Origin of the sequence: Brasilonema sp. UFV-L1 (assembly GCF_012912105.1) — a bacterium.
GTDB lineage: Bacteria > Cyanobacteriota > Cyanobacteriia > Cyanobacteriales > Nostocaceae > Brasilonema.
Genome location: NZ_QMEA01000031.1, coordinates 1 through 17,455, shown reverse-complemented (window position 1 = coordinate 17,455; position 17,455 = coordinate 1). Strand labels below are relative to the sequence as shown.

General features: G+C 42.1%; 11 protein-coding genes. 8 read left to right on the top strand and 3 right to left on the bottom strand.

Annotation, left to right across the window (positions count from 1 at the left end; all coding sequences use genetic code 11):
- Together DP117_RS11770 and DP117_RS11765 are read right to left on the bottom strand one after the other, a co-directional pair.
- Positions 1 to 1,191: a glycosyltransferase gene (locus tag DP117_RS11770; protein ID WP_248277630.1), complete on the bottom strand. Its 1,191-nt coding sequence runs from the start codon at positions 1,189 to 1,191 to the stop codon at positions 1 to 3.
- Positions 1,192 to 1,232: 41 nt separating this feature from the next.
- Positions 1,233 to 2,483, bottom strand: a complete 1,251-nt coding sequence (locus DP117_RS11765) for a glycosyltransferase family protein (RefSeq protein ID WP_169218491.1) — start codon at positions 2,481 to 2,483, stop codon at positions 1,233 to 1,235.
- A 2,530-nt stretch (positions 2,484 to 5,013) separates the two neighbouring features.
- Between DP117_RS11765 and DP117_RS11755 the strand changes: the two genes are divergently transcribed.
- The 8 genes from DP117_RS11755 (at position 5,014) to DP117_RS11720 (ending at position 16,562) form a co-directional block, all read left to right on the top strand.
- On the top strand, positions 5,014 to 6,093 hold the full coding sequence (locus DP117_RS11755) for a calcium-binding protein (RefSeq protein ID WP_169218489.1): 1,080 nt from the start codon (positions 5,014 to 5,016) through the stop codon (positions 6,091 to 6,093).
- A gap of 217 nt (positions 6,094 to 6,310) precedes the next feature.
- Positions 6,311 to 7,606 carry a calcium-binding protein gene (locus DP117_RS36950; protein WP_169218488.1) on the top strand — a complete coding sequence of 432 codons (1,296 nt, stop codon included), beginning with the start codon at positions 6,311 to 6,313 and terminating at the stop codon, positions 7,604 to 7,606.
- 171 nt (positions 7,607 to 7,777) lie between these two features.
- Complete coding sequence (locus DP117_RS11745) at positions 7,778 to 8,533, top strand: peptidylprolyl isomerase (protein ID WP_169218487.1); 756 nt, start codon at positions 7,778 to 7,780, stop codon at positions 8,531 to 8,533.
- Entirely contained in the window at positions 8,530 to 11,538 is a 3,009-nt protein-coding gene (locus DP117_RS11740; protein WP_169218486.1) for a peptidase domain-containing ABC transporter, read from the top strand. The genes DP117_RS11745 and DP117_RS11740 overlap by 4 nt, the downstream gene beginning before the upstream one ends.
- On the top strand, positions 11,535 to 12,974 hold the full coding sequence (locus DP117_RS11735) for an HlyD family efflux transporter periplasmic adaptor subunit (protein ID WP_169218485.1): 1,440 nt from the start codon (positions 11,535 to 11,537) through the stop codon (positions 12,972 to 12,974). The genes DP117_RS11740 and DP117_RS11735 overlap by 4 nt, the downstream gene beginning before the upstream one ends.
- Before the next feature lie 175 nt (positions 12,975 to 13,149).
- Positions 13,150 to 14,016, top strand: a complete 867-nt coding sequence (locus DP117_RS11730; RefSeq protein ID WP_169218484.1) for a calcium-binding protein — start codon at positions 13,150 to 13,152, stop codon at positions 14,014 to 14,016.
- Positions 14,017 to 14,118: 102 nt separating this feature from the next.
- Positions 14,119 to 15,390: a glycosyltransferase family 4 protein gene (locus tag DP117_RS11725; RefSeq protein ID WP_169218483.1), complete on the top strand. Its 1,272-nt coding sequence runs from the start codon at positions 14,119 to 14,121 to the stop codon at positions 15,388 to 15,390.
- Between the two features lie 191 nt (positions 15,391 to 15,581).
- Complete coding sequence (locus tag DP117_RS11720) at positions 15,582 to 16,562, top strand: NAD-dependent epimerase (RefSeq protein ID WP_169218482.1); 981 nt, start codon at positions 15,582 to 15,584, stop codon at positions 16,560 to 16,562.
- A 33-nt stretch (positions 16,563 to 16,595) separates the two neighbouring features.
- On the opposite strand, the gene DP117_RS11715 is transcribed toward DP117_RS11720, so the two are convergent.
- Positions 16,596 to 17,156 (bottom strand): methylmalonic aciduria and homocystinuria type D protein, encoded by a 561-nt coding sequence (locus tag DP117_RS11715; protein ID WP_169218481.1) that lies wholly within the window; start codon positions 17,154 to 17,156, stop codon positions 16,596 to 16,598.
- Between the last annotated feature and the right edge of the window lie 299 nt (positions 17,157 to 17,455).

The window sequence follows — 17,455 nt, the reverse complement described above, 5'->3', positions numbered from 1 at the left end:
TTAGACAGCACAGGTTGTCACAGGAACTTTACGAGCAAGAAACTTTTTGAGAAAAGTAGTCGTTTTCTGAGCACCTTGGAGATCAAACATTTGAGAACTATCTACAACAGATTTTTTATTGAGACAGCTAAGAATTTTATCTGCCAGATGAGATGCTACCAAATCTTGGGGATGAATACAATCAACAATACCTAACTTTTCTAGCTTTTGAGTTCTTACCAACTGTTCTTTATCTTGATTGTCGTGACCGATTGGAACAACGATGGCGCGAACACCTGTGCTGAGAATATTCATGGTTGTGTTATATCCACTTAAACTAATAGAGATATCTGCTGTTTTCATATAATCAAGGAGTTGAGAAGTATACGTTTCGAGGCAGATATTAGCTTGGTTTAAAGCAGCTTCTTTTAATTTCATAAGTTTTTCCTCAGGCAGAAACGGACCAGTAAATATCTTGATAGTATGAGGAATTCTTTTTTCAAGGATTTCGCTAGCTTCTACAACTGTTTCTAAAAGCTCGTATCCGATTCTGCCACCACCAATGCTTACCAAGATTTTGACTGCACTTGGATTTTTTTTATCCCATAAATCCTCCATATCAAAAACATTTTGACTGTTGGATTGAGTCACAAATCCTGTATGAGTAATTTCGCTCTTGATGTCTTGATGTCTGGAAAAAGTTTCTGTAAAATTCTGAAACAATGGGTCAGAATGAAACAGTAGTAAGTCAAAATACCGATTCATTAAATAACAGATAGTTTCCTCTTCTCCAGGCTCACTTTCTTTACCGATGACATCACGCAAACTACAAGCAATTTTCGTGGTATGACTTGTAGATTTGATATGCTCAACCAGAGGAATTAACTCAAAGAAAAGCTTGTGTCTGCCAAAGGGGAAAAATTCAGTAATTAAACAATCGGGTTGTATCTGGTCAAACACTTCTATGAGTTGATTTTTTCTTATTTCTTTCACTTGCTCTACACTTAATGAATGATTCCCAACCGTGAATTTTCCATCCTCTAACCACAGTGCAGGGAGTCTGATTAATTTCACTTGAGACGGCATTTCAAAACCCTGTATAGTAGGACCGCCATTGATAAAATAAACTTGAAATTCTTTCACCAAACTACGTACAATTTCCGTACTACGGACTAGATGCCCCATACCACTTAGGTATTGGCAGTAAAACATGATTTTTTTCATTGTTTTATTGTTAGTTATTATGAGTTTTTTTACAAAAGACTAAAAACTAAGGATGGTTTTGAGGAAGATTTTTGAAAAAAATTGCTGAGTTGGTGTTTGCAAATTGTTTGACACAGTAGCATAAAAATGTAGTCTTTCACACGAAAGAAACCGTTCATATCCAAGTTAAAGTTTCGTTGATACTGCTGTTGCTCTAACTGACTTAACAGCGCATTGAGCAAACTTTTTGGATTCATCTTCTCTGGGTGAATAGCTTTAAATAAACCCAGACTTCCCATTCTTTCAGCTCTTATCAACTGTTCTTTTGATGGCTTGCAACGTGGTACAATGACAGCTGGTTTAGCTGCCGACAAAATTTCACAGACAGTGTTGTAACCAGCCATCGATACCACCACATCTGCTGCCTGTATATAGCTCATTAAATCGTCTGTAAATTCCCCAATCTGAACTTGAGAATTACTTTGTGCTGCCTGATACACAAGTTGTTGTTGCTGTGCAGGCATTTCTGGTCCACAAATGATTAAACTTTTAAAGTGGTGTTGTACTGGTAACAGTGCTATAGCTGACAGATAAGCATCTACTAACTCATAACCATCTTCACCACCACCGGGAGTCACCAAAATTAAGCGTTCCTGTGGTGATAATTGCAACTCTTCCCTGATGTTGTTTTTGCTCTTATGTCCCGGTTGGCGGCGTATATAGCCGCAGTAGCGTACTTTCTGTGCAACGACTTGCGAAAATTGATATTCTTTAGCAATATCAAAAACTTCTGGTGTTCCGACTATCAACAACTGGTGGTAAAACTTCTCAATAGCTTCGCAGTAGCCCTGTTTCTGCCACTCAGCGATGGTTTTTTCTGGACTGTCAAGAATATCTCGTAACAGCAGAACTATTTTGCTTTCTGGCAGTTCTGTCTGTAAATAATTTAAGGTATCGGTCAACTCGTGTTTTAGACCGTAGGGCTTTTTGTCCACTAAGAACAAGTCAGGTTGAAAGTTAACTGCTGCTGATAAGATTAATTCTGATCGCAGCTTGACGGTTTCATCAATGCCCATGCCAAGAAATTTTACTGCAACCTCCCCCGTTTCGCCCCGGTTGAGACAGGGAAGTTTGATATAATCAAGTCCTCTAGGCATCCGAAAGCCTTGAAGCATAGGTGAACCAGACAGCAACAAAATTGAAAGTTGCGGAATTTCACTCAGCAGGTGTTCGCAGATAGCTAACATTCTGCGAATGTTGCCGAGTCCGTATGCGTCATGGGAATAAACCAGCAGTCGCATCGCTAATGTCCTTTGTTAGTTTTTGGTTGTTTTGTCCGACTCTCCGGGCGTCTGTGTCATTTGTCCAAATTAATCACCACTGACTAGTAACTGATAACTAATAAACGTCTCCAGAAATCAAACGTTAACCCAGACAGCGTAAGAGTTTTAAATGAGTTTTCCGAGATATCTAATGACTTGACGTTGCTAAAAAGGTATTTGCACCACACTTGATCATCTCTGCACAAGTCAAACCTCTTATGTCAAGCCTGATACATAGCGGGGTGCTTCGTTAAGCATAAAAGAAAGCACTCCCCTTGCTTCCTCTGCTTCCCCTGCTTTCTTAGGTGTGTTTTCAAGAAATACAGCAGCAGGAGTTGAAGGAAACAGGATTTGACTTGTTTCATTTATAACCGGTGGCAATCACTACCCGTGGAGCGTTCCTAATGAACTATAGGTTCATTGCGACTTAACGGGCGATCGCCAATGGTAAGCCCTTCCTGCTGGAGCATCGTTCAGTATTAGTCTTGACCCTTGACTCACCATACAGTTTGACTAATATTTGTGAGTTCTTTATGAACTTTTTATGAGAAGCTTCTCATGAAAATTTTCTCATTAGCTATTGGGTGTTGAAAACTCTCTACATTGGGGGACTCCCAAAACATAAATTGGCGTTGCATAAATGCGGGATGAATTCCATTTTGTCATGCTGAGTGCAGCGAAGCGAAACGAAGCATCTGTCGAGATTCTTCACTGCACTAGTTCCTAAGAGGAACCGCTACGCTGCGTTCCGTTCAGAATGACAAATCATCCCTAAATTCAGCAACGCCCATAAATTATCTCAAAAAATTAATTCATCGGTTCTTCAAATCAGAATAATAATCATTCTTATAAGAAGAAAGTTGCAGCAAACGATAGATTATTCTTTGGCTATTGGCTAAGCACCGTAACAGATGAGAGCAGCATCGTGCGTGACTCCGTTAACGCACCCTTGTATTTTAGAAGAAGTGGTGGACTGTTGCTACAAATTAAGATTGGATGATTTATTTTTTGGCAGTCCCTAGTCACGCGCTACGTATAGTCCTAGCTTCTTATTAATTCTTTATAGAAAACTAAAATCTTTATTCTATAGGTTTTTCTAGGTGCTCACAGCAGTGAAAACTGACAAGTGTAGGTTTTTTATATTGAAACCTGAAACTAAGAAATTTGGATAGTAATTAGAGGAAGGTAACAGATGAAATAGCAATTTTCTCATTCATTTGAGAGTTATTATTCACTCGGTTGTAAAAAACCTACACTTATGAAGAGGTTGAGGGATTGGAAACCCTATTGTCAGATCACGAAGATAGTTGTATTCTCTGTAGAGGAAGAGAACTTAATTTATCAAAAACCTACACCTGTTATCAAAAACCTACACTTGTGAGAAATTAAAACCTCTTACTCTATAGGGCAAAGGCAAAGATAGTTGTCTTCTTTGAGAGAAAAGAGAAATTACAAACCGAAATAAGTAACAAGAATTACGCATTTTTAATTCACCATTACTTTTTTCCCAGATTTTAATGGATGATGAATTTTCTATGTCAAGTGCTTACACAAACCCACATGCAGCGTCCCATATAACTCCTAATTCCAGTGTTGTTTCAGAGCTAATTGATTTGCTCACAGCATTCCCATTAAACAAAGGGGGACAATGCTGGAGAGCTTGCTTCTGGTTTTCTATTAAGATTTGTGCAAGTCGTCATTTATTGCTCTTGTGTGCAAATCAGAGCTGTTAGCCTGATTGTTTGGCTTTGCTTTTACAAGTGGTAGATGTCGCATTCGTCGCATTGAGCGCTACAGAGATGAGCGCTAGTGCGGACAAGCTTGTGCATTTAGCATAAGTCTAGCAGACTTCTAGAACAAATAACAATCATATCCAAAAAACTAAATTCTTTTTTTTGTTTTTCTTTTCTGCGAACTGCAATGACCGTAACCTATAGCTTGGAAGGCAATAATACCCTGTTTGATGACCACGGCGATCGCACGAAGTGCGGGCCCATTGGGCGATCGCACTGCCGGGTAATGGTGTGCTCAATTAAGTGTCAAGCCAGGAGACAAAGGTATATATGAGCACTATTATTGGAACCAACAACAATAACACCTTCCTTGGCGAGGTCGAAAGTGACTTCATTGATGGCAAGGCTTGCAATGACTGGCTCAATGGGGGTCTCGGCAATAACACCCGGCGTTGGCGAGGCGATTCCTGTAGTTTGACATAGATGGTACAGGTAGTACTTCTGAGATAGAACTGGCAAGACTGTCTAACAATCCTTCCCTGACCACAATTGACTTTAAAGTCAATTGAACTATCAGCAAGAAGACACGGTTTGTAAATGCTTAATCATGAGGTGATACGGAATATGTTTGATGATTTCTTATATTTTCTCACTCTGCGTCCTGCACCCCTTTCCGGAACTTGAGAGAAGGGAAGAGGTGAGAGTTGCAAAAAACAACAAGCACTTTCAGGTTAGACAGCAAAATTCTGTTTTGAAAACAAACAAAGGTAAAAAATATGCCTCTATTCACTGGAACATCAGCTCCCGACAATATCATAGGTAGTTCTGGCGATGACACCATCTATGGCAGAGCTGGCAATGACACCCTTGATGGTCAGGATGGCGCTGACTTAGTTTATGGCGAGGGTGACAATGACTTTATCTTGGGCGACGACGGTCCTGACACCCTTGATGGCGGGGCTGGCATTGACTCTCTTTATGGTGGAGATGCTAATGACATCTTGTATGGTGGTGCTGACAACGATTTCGCCTATGGCGAGGACGGCGATGATACCCTGTATGGCAACGGTGGTAATGACTTTCTTGATGGTGCCAACGGTAATGACTTCCTAGATGGCGGGGCTAACAATGACACCCTGTTTGGTCAGGAAGGCGATGACATCCTTTATGGGAGGGCTGGCGATGACTCCCTGGGTGGGTTCGTCAGTGATGGCGGTGGCATCACTGATGCCGAGTTTGGTAATGACTTCCTTGATGGTGGGGATGGTAATGATACGATTGATGCCTGGTCTGGCGATGACACCCTCGTGGGCGGGGCTGGCGCTGACTCCCTCCTTGGTGGGGAAGGTAATGACTCCCTGAATGGCGGAGCGGATATTGACTCACTCTTTGGTGGCTTGGGCAATGACTTCCTAGATGGCCAAGACGGTAATGACCGTCTTGATGGTGGAGAGGACAATGACATTATCAATGGCGGAACTGGCGGTGATACGATTATTGGTGGTTCGGGTAGTGATACCCTAACCGGAGGTGCTGGTAACGACAGGTTTGTCTTCAATAGCTCAACTGAAGGCATTGACATCATCACAGATTTTTCTAATGTCAGTGGTAATAATGATGCTTTCCTTGTCTCTGCTGCTGGTTTCGGTGGTGGGCTAACAGCAGGTAGTCCAATTACAGCTGCTCAGTTTCACTATGGTTCAGTTGCGAACGATTCTTCAGATCGCTTTATCTATGACACCAGCATTGGTGTCCTGTACTTTGACGTAGATGGTACAGGTAGTACTTCACAAGTAGAGCTGGCAAGACTATCTAACAATCCTTCCCTGACCACAAGTGACATTATTGTCATTTGAACTATTAGCAAGAAGATACGGTTTGTAAATGCCTAATCATGAGGTGATACGGAGTATGTTTAATGATTTTGATTTCCTCACCCCATATCCGTCACCCCTCTGCCAAACTTGGCAGAGGGGGGGGTGAGAGTTGTATGCAACAACTGATTTTGTATCGTGCATCTAGCACGTTCAAGTTAATTAGCAAAATTGTGTTTTGAAAACAAGGATTTAAATTATGGCAGTCATAAATGGAACAGCAGAGTCTGATACCCTTACTGGTACTAATAATGCTGACACGCTACGCGGCTTTGCCAAAGAGGACATTCTATCGGGCTTAAACGGTAATGACCTGCTTCTAGGTGGGGAAGATAAGGACACTCTATTTGGTGGAGCTGGTGCTGACAGACTATTTGGGGATGCAGGTGAGGACTCCCTGTATGGTGAGGCTGGTGCTGACACCCTCTATGGGGGGCAGAACGAGAGCGATGCTCTTGATGGCAAAGACCTCCTTGAAGGTGGTGATGGTCCTGACTTGCTCTTTGGTGGCTTCGAGGATACTTTGTTGGGTGGAGCTGGCAATGACACTCTGACATTTGCGAATAACTCTAATGGTAAGAGCGAACTCTACGGCGATGCTGGCAATGACTCGCTGGTTGGTAGCCCTAGTGTTACTGAGGGTGACACTTTAGAAGGCGGAGCAGGCAATGACTTTCTAGATGGCTTAGCTGGCAATGACTTCCTTTCGGGCGATGACACCTTAGGCACGGCTGGTGCTGATACCCTCGTCGGAGGAGATGGCAATGACACCCTTGAAGGCGATGCTGACAGCTTAAGCGGCGGTGGAAATGACTCTCTCGTAGGCGGAGCTGGAGATGACATACTCTTTGGCTTTGCCGGTGATGACATTCTCCAAGGCGGAGACGGTGCTGATACCCTCGATGGCGGGGACGGCAATGACGTTCTTGATGGGGGAGCCGGTCCTAGCACGCTTTTAGGTGGAGCTGGTACAGAGAACATCACTGGCGGCACTGAAGGTGACTTTATTGATGGTGGAGAAGGCGCTGACAACCTCAATGGTGCAGGTGGCAACGATACTATCAGAGGTGACAGTGGAACTAGCAGTCTCGCTGGCAATGACACCCTGCTTGGCGGAGCTGGCGATGACTATCTTGATGGTGGAGCCGGCGCTGATAGCCTCGTAGGCGGCCCTGGAAATGACACCCTCTTTGGCGGATCAGACCTTGAAGGTCAAGTCGCAGGCGACACCCTTATTGGCGGGGCTGGCATTGACATCTATGTGTTAGAAGACACAGGATATGAACCAGCAGATCCTGGTGAACCACCAGTGACTGCTCCTCAAGGCGATAGAATACAAGGCTTTGTGAAAGGAGAAGACTTCTTGGACTTTGATTTTGGTCTGGTAACAATCACTGCAAATGGTAGTAATTCTGTCATCAGACTTACTGAAACTACTGAAATCCTAGCGACCGTAATTGGCGTACAGATCACACAGACAGATTTTCTAGGCTAAAAATAGGCAAGATGTACTTGGAAAAACTGGGTTGCACATGCACCAGAATTTTCCAAGTACATGTATCAAGCAAGTGTATGATAGATGGAAGAAGAACACACAAATCATTCTGACGACTGACGTCTTTGTTCTTTCTTATTCAAAAAATCATTACAAAAGTTTTTATTAAGAGTGACACAGATTCTTCAAATTGGCAGCAAGGTGATTCAAGCGCATGAGGTGCTGTCTCTGTTAAGACGTTACCAATTGATGCCTCAAATCGTGCGAAATATTATATTAGATCAAGCAATCGCAGACATCTCTTGTACAGAAGAAGAGCGCAGAGTTGCAGTTGAGAAGTTTTACCAACAACATCAATTGACATCCCCGCAAGCACAGGAAGCTTGGCTGCGAACTCAGGGCATGAGCCTAGAGCAAATGGAAGACTTAGCGGTACGACCAGTGCTGCTAGAAAAATTTAAGATTGCTACTTGGGAGTCTAAGGTAGATGCTTATTTTCTAAATCGTAAGGCAAGCCTAGATCGGGTCGTATATTCCTTGATTCGTAACAAAGATCAAGGGTTAACTCAAGAAATTTACTTTCGCATTTTAGAAGGAGAACAATGTTTTGCTGATCTAGCCCGTGAATACTCTCAGGGTGCAGAAGCGAGTAGAGGTGGGTTATTGGGACCAGTACCTCTGAATCAGCCGCATCCCACCCTGAGCAAATTGTTGTCTGTTAGCCAACCAGGTCAACTCTGGCCACCTCGTGCCCTCGGCGAATGGTTTGTGATTATTCGCTTAGAAGAGTTTATCCCAGCAAAGCTAGATGAATCGATGCGCCGTCACTTGATTGATGAACAGTTTGAAAACTGGCTCCTTCTTCAGATCCAACAAGTTAGTGTGTCGTGGTCTGTTTTGCCCTCGTCTTCACTTTTAGCATCATGAATCAAACCGTTTCTCAGTTACCAATTCAACCTTTTCTAGCTCAAATTACCCCCTTTGAGTCTTTGGGAACAAATACCTTGCAAGCTGTAGCAGCAAAATGCCAAGTTATGCGCTACCGCATCGGTCAACAGATCCTAGTACGGGAAAAAATGCCAGCTTTTGTAAGCATTATTTCTCAGGGACAAGTCCGGTTGTTGGGCTATGACCAGCGTACACAAATGACTGTGAGCTTACAATTAGTCGGTCCAGGAGAAATTCTGGGCGCTTGCTCCTTAGTGCGGGGAGTACCCACAGAAATAGCGATCGCATCCACAAAAGTGATTTGCATGACCTTAGCTGCTAAGGATTTTTTAGCTTTGGTAGCAGCAGAAGACTCTTTCAGTCGTGCTTTTCAGGATAGTTGTGCCTTGAGTGAGGTGTTTGAGTTATTGAGTGTTGAACTTCAGCGACGGGCAGACGGGACTGCAAATATAAAGGAATTAGCTTTCCAGGTTTGGAAAGATGCTGTTGTTCTTAATTTGACCAAGGCTAGAAACGTGGATGTCGCTCAATTAGACTTGAATCGGGTTTGGCTGGTGAGTGGTGGAGGAGTTACTGATTTTCCAGTGGGAAGTCGTTTGCCTCTCAATGAGTCCTACCAAGCATTGCGAGTAGAAGGAAGACGAGGTGTACGGTTAGTTGGCCTCAATTTGAACTCAGAAGTTAGAAAACACAAACATGAATTTATTCATTCTTCTGACTTCCCCACGATAACTTTTGGGGAATCGAACAACGCAAAGATCCTTCATCCTTCAACTGAGATTCCTTATGCCCCCGATCACCCCCCGGATCCACCACTAGATCCATATACTCCAAAACCTAAATACCCCTACGTGCGTGGACGAGGTCCTATTGATGCTCCTCTTGCTTGCTTTCAGATGTTGAGTCAGCATCTAGGCGTGTCATTTCGTCGGGATTTGATCCGTAAGGTATTGGAGAATCAACTGAAAACGGCGGATAGTATTTCGCTGCAAGTTTGCGGTGCAATATCTGAGATGATGGGATTGCGTGCCCAATTAGTGCAAGTACCCGCCACTGCTGTTAACCGACTGAAAGCTCCCGTTTTCCTTCGCTATTGTGATACTTTCGCAATTATTTACAGCATCACTGAACGAGAATTGGTGATGGCAGTACCAGAAGTTGGAATTCTCCGCAAGAAGCCAGGGGAGTTTGCTGAAATCTGGGGAACCAAAGGTCAGGTATTGCTATTGCAATCTTCCATCAACAAGCTTGAGGAAAAGTTTAGCTTGCGCTGGTTTCTGCCATCGATTTATCGATATCGCAAGGTCTTAGCAGAAGTCTTGATTGCCTCGTTGTTTGTCCAACTGTTTGGTTTAGCGAACCCGATCATCACACAAGTCATTATTGATAAAGTGTTGGTACAACACAGCATCGACACTTTAGATGTTTTAGGAATTTTTTTGCTAGGAGTTGCTTTCTTTGAGGCACTTTTAACCAGTCTTCGCACTTATTTATTTGTTGATACGACAAACCGAATTGACCTCAGCCTCGGTTCAGAGGTGATTGATCATTTACTACGTTTACCTCTAAAATACTTTGAGCGCCGTCGCATTGGAGAACTAGCAGATCGGATTAATGAACTAGAAAATATTCGTAAATTTCTAACCGGTACAGTCTTAACAGTCGTTTTAGATGCAGTCTTCTCGGTGGTTTATGTTGCAGTCATGCTGGTTTACAGTTGGCTGTTGACGCTTGTGGCTTTAGTAACGGTACCTTTGTTTGCTCTGCTAACTATTTTTGTGTCTCCTATTGTACGTCGGCAACTACACAAAAAAGCTGAACGCCATGCGGATACACAATCTTACTTAGTCGAAGTTCTATCTGGGATTCAAACAGTTAAAGCACAGAATATTGAGATGAAATCCCGGTGGCAATGGCAAGAGCGCTATGCTAAATACATTAGTGCTGGTTTTAAGAATGTTTTAACATTTAGCACGGCTAGCTCAATCAGCGGATTTTTAAACAAAGTTTCTGGGTTACTGCTGCTGTGGGTGGGAGCACATCTTGTCTTATCGAATCAGTTGACATTGGGACAATTAATTGCTTTCCGCATTATTGCTGGCTATGTTACCAGTCCGCTGCTGCGTTTGATTCAGTTGTGGCAGAACTTCCAAGAAACAGCTTTGTCGATTGAACGACTCGGCGATATTCTCGATGCGCCCCCAGAGGTGGACGAAACAAATCGAAACAATATCCCTCTACCTGAGATCAAAGGGGCAGTGAAATATGAGGGGGTTTCGTTCAGTTTTCAGACAAGTGGACCATTGCAACTGTTTAATATTAATTTGGAAATTCCAACTGGTGCATTTATTGGCATAGTTGGTCAAAGTGGTTCCGGCAAAAGTACCTTGACAAAGTTGCTGCAACGACTTTACGAACCAACAGCAGGTCGGATTCTTATTGATGGATATGACATCAGCAAAGTAGAACTTTATTCGCTGCGCCGCCAAATTGGCACTGTACTCCAGGACACACTGTTATTCAATGGAACGGTTCAGGACAATATTGCCTTAACCAATCCAGAAGCGAGTTCCGAACAAATTATTGAGGCAGCAAAAATTGCAGTCGCACATGATTTCATTATGTCTCTGCCCAATGGTTATAACACAGTGGTGGGAGAACGTGGTGCCTCATTATCGGGTGGACAGCGACAGCGAATTGCGATCGCCCGTACCGTTTTACAAAATCCCAAGCTGCTTATTTTGGATGAAGCAACCAGTGCCTTGGACTACAATTCTGAGCGACAAGTTTGTGATAACTTAGCCGAAGCTTTTCGGGGTCGAACTGTCTTTTTTATTACCCATCGCCTCACTACGGTAAAAAATGCGGATGTCATCTTAGTGATGGAACAAGGTTCTGTTGTAGAGCAAGGTACTCACAAGGAATTGATGACTCTCAAAGGACGTTATTACTGCCTCTACCAACAACAGGAGTCACAGCTGTGAAATCTGAAACGTTTGACCAACCCGTTATTTTAGAGCGCCCAGCACTTTGGTCGCAAGTCGTTGTCTGGTTACTAATTACTATAACAACCTCTGGTTTTGTTTGGGCGTCTGTCGCCGAAATTGAGCAAGCAGTTCCAGCCATGGGCAAATTGGAACCTCAAGGCGCAGTCAAAGAAATGAAAGCCCCAACGGGAGGCGTTGTTCGTGAGATTTATGTCCAAGATGGACAGCTTGTTAAAAAAGGTCAACTCTTAGTTACATTTGACCCCACATCACCTCAAGCTGACCTAGATTCTTTGAAAAAACTCAAAGAATCTCTAGTCAAAGAAAATCAGTTTTATGAAACAACAGTCAGTGGTGGTAGCCAGGGAAATGGCAGGTCAGACTTAGCATCTCTCACGCGACTCCGAGCTGCCCTCATCGCCGAAAATGAATTTTATAAGGCTCAGATTCATGGAACGAATCTCAAGGAACTGGCTGATGGAGAATTTAACAACAATCAACAACAATTATCGGCAGCTACAAAGGCAGAATATCAATCTCGTGTGGCAGCTGCTCAATTACAAATCAAAGAGTCGGAAAAAAAACTCAGCCAAACTCAAATACAATTAGCAACAGCAAAAAAGGTGGTAGCTCTGAATGAAGAAATTCTCAACAGAATTACACCATTGGCAAAGGAAGGGGGTTTGTCTCAACTACAATATCAACGTCAGCAGCAAGAAGTTTTTACACGTCAGGCTGAAGTAGAGAAACTGACAGCAGAACAACAACGCCTCAACATTGAAATTTCTCAAGGAAAGGAACAGTTACAAAACACGATTGCTTTATCAGCAAAAGATGTATTAACTAAAATTGCAGAGAACCAAAAACAGATTGCGAAGATAGATGTCGAACTTAGTCGGGTGAGATTAGAAAATCAAAAAAAGCTTACAGAGATAGACGGTCAACTTAGTAAGGTAAAACTAGCTCTTCAGTACCAAGAACTTCGCGCTCCTGTTAATGGTGTTGTGTTTAACTTAAAACCTCACTCACCAGGATTTGTTGCTCATTCTAATGAACCAATTCTGACGATTGTACCTAATGAAAATTTGGTGGCTTCTGTATTTCTCACGAATAAGGAGATTGGATTTGTGGAGGAAGGGATGGAAACGGATGTCAAAATTCAATCTTTCCCAGAAAGAGAATTTGGTAGCATCAAGGGTAAATTGGTATCGATTGGTTCTGATGCTTTGGCTCCCACACCGGAACGTCCTTTCTATGCTTTTCCTGCCAAAATTCAGTTAACGCGTCAGTCATTGTTTGTCAATGGTAAGGAGTTACCTCTGCAATCTGGTATGGGGATTAATTGCAGTATAAAAGTGCGAAAACGGACTGTATTGAGCATTTTAATGAATATGTTTGACCAGAAAATTAAGAGCTTAGAATCTGTGAGATAAATTGTGAGAATATTTCTGGAAATTGAAGCAGAATTTACTGGTAAAAACCAGTTTTTTGCCGTTCTAGAATGCTTGGATAGTCGTCAAAATTAATTTCAAATAACCTCTACCCATTATAAATGCTTGCTTCCATTCGTTTCATACTTTGCACAATCAGCCAAATTAATTCATAACAATGCGGATATTATTCACTCTCGCCCACTTTTTTAATCCTAGCAATAACGGACGGCATGGTTCACAAAGAAAAGACTCACAACCGCGCATTCAAGCACTAACTCAGTGCCTTACCAATCTTCATCGTTTATTTGGCAAGTCCCAGTGCATCATTGATATTGCTCAACGTCTAGCCATCCCAGCGAATCAGTCTCAGTCTAGTGATATTGACATTGTTATCTGTACCACCCAAGATTGCCATCTCTTAGAGCAGATTCAGCTGCCCTCCCATTTCTACAAGCACCACTCCACCAAAGCTGAACCGATGCTACTGGGCTTTGAATGTCAAGCTGTGCTACGGGACTGCCTTGACAAATACGACTATTACTGCTTTCTAGAAGATGACCTGATTCTACACGATCCCTGGTTTTTTATTAAACTAGCTTTTTTCACCGATCTTACCGAAAACTTGAACCTCCTACAGCCTAATCGCTATGAAGTATCAACTCACCATCTAGTACACAAAGCATATATTGATGGTAATCTAGCTCCACGAGTTACAGCCAAGTTTCAAAATGTTCAGGACCAACCGGAAATAATCGGCAAAATCATGAATACTCCTGTTATCTTTCGCCGTACTCTTAACCCTCATTCCGGTTGTTATTTCCTGAATAGCAAGCAGATGCAGTACTGGGTTAAGCAATCCTATTTTTTAGACCGTGACATTAGTTTTGTTGCTCCTTTAGAAAGCGCAGCCACCTTAGGAATTATGCGAACCTTTAGAATTTATAAACCTGTTCCGACTCATGCGAATTTTTTGGAAATTCAACACTTCGGCACTGCATTTTTAAATCTGATTGGAGTCCAAGTTCATTTCTCAACGATCTAGCAAACATTATGTATAGTTGCTCATAAGATTTTCTACAGAAAATATCACAGCAAAGTCTTTTTGTTAACAAGGTTTGACAACACTGAAAGGTATTTATAAAGTATGCGAATCCTCTTCCTTCATAACAACTTTCCATCTCAGTATCGCCACCTAGCAGTAGCTCTTGCTAAAGATAAAAAAAATCAGGTTGTATTTGGTACTAAAAATCGAGATCCGAACCTACCTGGCATCTATAAAGCTATATTTGAACCTAGCCGTGATGCCCATCCAACAACTCATCATTATGTTCGACCACTGGAAAATGCTGTACTGCATGGACAAGCAGTATTTAAGCTGACTGAGAAACTAAAAGCACAAGGTTTTATACCCGATGTGATTTGCGGTCATTCTGGTTGGGGTCCGACGTTGCTTGTCAAGGATTCATTCCCAGATACACGCCTAATCTGTTACTTTGAATGGTTTTACCATGCTCGTGGCTCAGACGCAGATTTTGACCCAGCAGAGCCTCTAAACGCTGATGACATAGCACGTATCCGAATAAAAAATGCACCCATCTTGATTGACTTGTATACCTGCGATTGGGGTTTATCACCAACTTATTGGCAAAAATCGCAGTTCCCGAAAGAATTCCATAGCAAGATTTCTGTTCTGCATGATGGAGTTGATACAGAATACTTTAAGCCCAATCCGGGAGCTAAACTAGTCTTGCCTAATCTGGACTTATCTCATGTCGATGAACTTGTAACCTATGTAGGAAGAGGAATGGAGCCTTATCGTGGTTTTCCTCAGTTCATTGAAGCCATTGCTTATGTGCAGGAACGAAGACCTAATTGCCATGTCGTGATTGTTGGATCCGAAAGAGTTTGTTACGGCAAATCCTTGCCAGATGGCGCTAGCTACAAAGATTTAATGCTTCAAAAAGTACCACTGGATCTATCGCGGGTTCACTTCACGGGGTCATTACCCTATGGACAATATCTCCAAGTCATTCAGGCATCATCGGTACATGTGTATTTAACAAGACCGTTTGTGCTATCTTGGTCGATGATTGAGGCAATGTCTACTGGATGCTTAGTAGTTGGTTCTGACACCGCGCCCGTTACTGAAGTTATCCAGGATGGAGAAAACGGACTACTAGTTGACTTCTTCTCGCCCAAACAAATTGCCGACCGGATTGATGAAGTGCTGGATCATCCGACGCGCATGGCAGAAATACGAGTGAAAGCTCGTAAAACTGTACTAGAGCGTTATTCCTTGGCTGATTTACTACCCCAACATATTCAACTAGTCAAAGATATTGCTAATAACTCGGTATCTCAATACACTACAGCATTTGAGAAATCCGTATCGCAAAATCTCATGAAGAATTTGTGAAATCTTGTCGTTGACTTCAGGGGTTTGAACGCCAAAATTAAGCAGAAACTGTAGATACCAGCAGGTTTTGCTCACGGTTTTTTGGTGCTTTGAGAATATGCTGAGATACTTTACAAAACTACAGACTACTACACACCAGAGGATGAACAATGAATACGATGTCTATTATGGACTTTTGAGAGGTATAAATAATGAGGGTACTGGTTACTGGTGTTGCTGGATTCATTGGCTATCACTTAGCACACCGTCTTTTGAAAGAAGGTATCGAGGTTATAGGTATTGACAACTTAAATAATTATTATGATGTCAACCTAAAAAAAGCTCGTTTGTCGCAGCTTCTCCCGCAGTCTGGGTTTACGTTTAAGCTTTTGGATTTGAGCGATCGCCTTGCTATGACTCAACTCTTTCAAGAATGCAACCTCGATTATATCGTTAATCTTGCAGCCCAAGCAGGCGTACGCTACTCTTTAGAAAATCCTTGGACTTATATAGATAGCAATGTTACAGGTTTTGTCAACCTCTTAGAAGGATGCCGCACAAGTCAAATCAAGCACTTAGTATTTGCCTCATCCAGTTCTGTTTACGGTGTCAATACCAAAGTTCCCTTTGCTGTTAGCGATAATGTTGACCACCCTATTTCTCTATATGCTGCAACTAAAAAAGCAAATGAACTGATTGCTCATACTTATAGTCATCTTTACCACATCCCAACAACCGGACTACGCTTTTTTACAGTTTATGGTTCTTGGGGAAGACCCGACATGGCGTATTTTAAATTCGTGAAAGCCATAGAAGAAGGTAAGCCGATTGATGTCTACAACTTCGGTAAAATGCAACGAGATTTTACATATATTGATGATGTCATAGAGGGGGTTTTTCGGGTGATGCTCAAACCACCTCAACCCAACATAGCAAACAGCAATGCTTCTTACAAGCTTTATAACATCGGTAATAATAATCCTGTGGAATTGATGACATTCATTGAAATCATAGAAAAAGTGCTTGACAAGAAAGCGGTGAAAAACTTTTTACCGATGCAACCGGGAGATGTTCCCGCGACTTATGCTGACGTAGATGACCTCATGCGTGATGTTGGATTTAAGCCTAGTACCCCCTTGGAACAAGGTATAAATTCATTTATACAATGGTATCGAGAGTACAAACAAGTGTGAAGTCTAAGGTATAGATTTCAAAGTATAAAATGATCATTCTTCATCCTTGATCTTCCAGTCATGCAGAGAGACTATACTTCTGATAACCCACTCTATGATGATCGGGGGAGCTTGTGATATTAAAATACCAGGGTAAACTGCCATTCCCCAATTAGGGTGGACTAACATGCGACATTTATTTTGCATGACTGGGTAGTGCAGTAAAGCTTTCACCGCTGCGGTGTCATCGTGTAATATTTTCCCTGGACGGGAAAGCAAAGGATAGCCAGTGCGGGGGTCGAATAGGTCTGTTAAATAATTGCGATCGCGCAGATTAAATGCTACATCACAGCCAAACCTCATAAATGTTTCTCGCAGCCATTCTTTTTCTCTCTCAATTTCCGCTGTACTTTCCACAAGTTCATATTTTGATTGCTGTAAAACAATCACAACCCACAAAGAAAACTGTTTTTTCCAATCTGGTAATATCTGCTCGCGGTTGGCACAGATATACTGGCTAGGGGAATGAATTGAAATTTGAACAGCTTGTCCCGTTTTGCCAACCAAATGAATGGGACAGCCTGCACCATAAGTGTAAACTGTCGGATATTGCACTCAACTTTATTTGGTTTTTACAAGTTTTTTTCATCTATCTTTTGTATTGATGATAACTCTTAAGTTGTCAAGAAACATATCAATTTTCTTCAACAGAGCAGATGCTTTAAAATTATTTCCAATAGTTAATTAATTTTTAAGATTTTTTCGACTGCTTTTGATTTTTATGATATAATAATCTACCCTTTCCACTGAATACGTGCAGATTTATCCGTGGGATCACATTCAATACGCTTCGGTTAAGAAAGTTATCAGTTGAGGGGAAGATGGGGGAGAAAAACAGTTAATGTACATTAATT

Excerpts from the sequence above, each read along its gene's own strand:
- DP117_RS11765 (WP_169218491.1), bottom strand. The coding sequence starts at position 2,483 with ATGCGACTGCTGGTTTATTCCCATGACGCATACGGACTCGGCAACATT.
- DP117_RS11720 (WP_169218482.1), top strand. The coding sequence starts at position 15,582 with ATGAGGGTACTGGTTACTGGTGTTGCTGGATTCATTGGCTATCACTTA.
- DP117_RS11755 (WP_169218489.1), top strand. The coding sequence starts at position 5,014 with ATGCCTCTATTCACTGGAACATCAGCTCCCGACAATATCATAGGTAGT.
- DP117_RS11770 (WP_248277630.1), bottom strand. The coding sequence starts at position 1,191 with ATGTTTTACTGCCAATACCTAAGTGGTATGGGGCATCTAGTCCGTAGT.
- DP117_RS11725 (WP_169218483.1), top strand. The coding sequence starts at position 14,119 with ATGCGAATCCTCTTCCTTCATAACAACTTTCCATCTCAGTATCGCCAC.
- DP117_RS36950 (WP_169218488.1), top strand. The coding sequence starts at position 6,311 with ATGGCAGTCATAAATGGAACAGCAGAGTCTGATACCCTTACTGGTACT.
- DP117_RS11730 (WP_169218484.1), top strand. The coding sequence starts at position 13,150 with ATGCGGATATTATTCACTCTCGCCCACTTTTTTAATCCTAGCAATAAC.
- DP117_RS11740 (WP_169218486.1), top strand. The coding sequence starts at position 8,530 with ATGAATCAAACCGTTTCTCAGTTACCAATTCAACCTTTTCTAGCTCAA.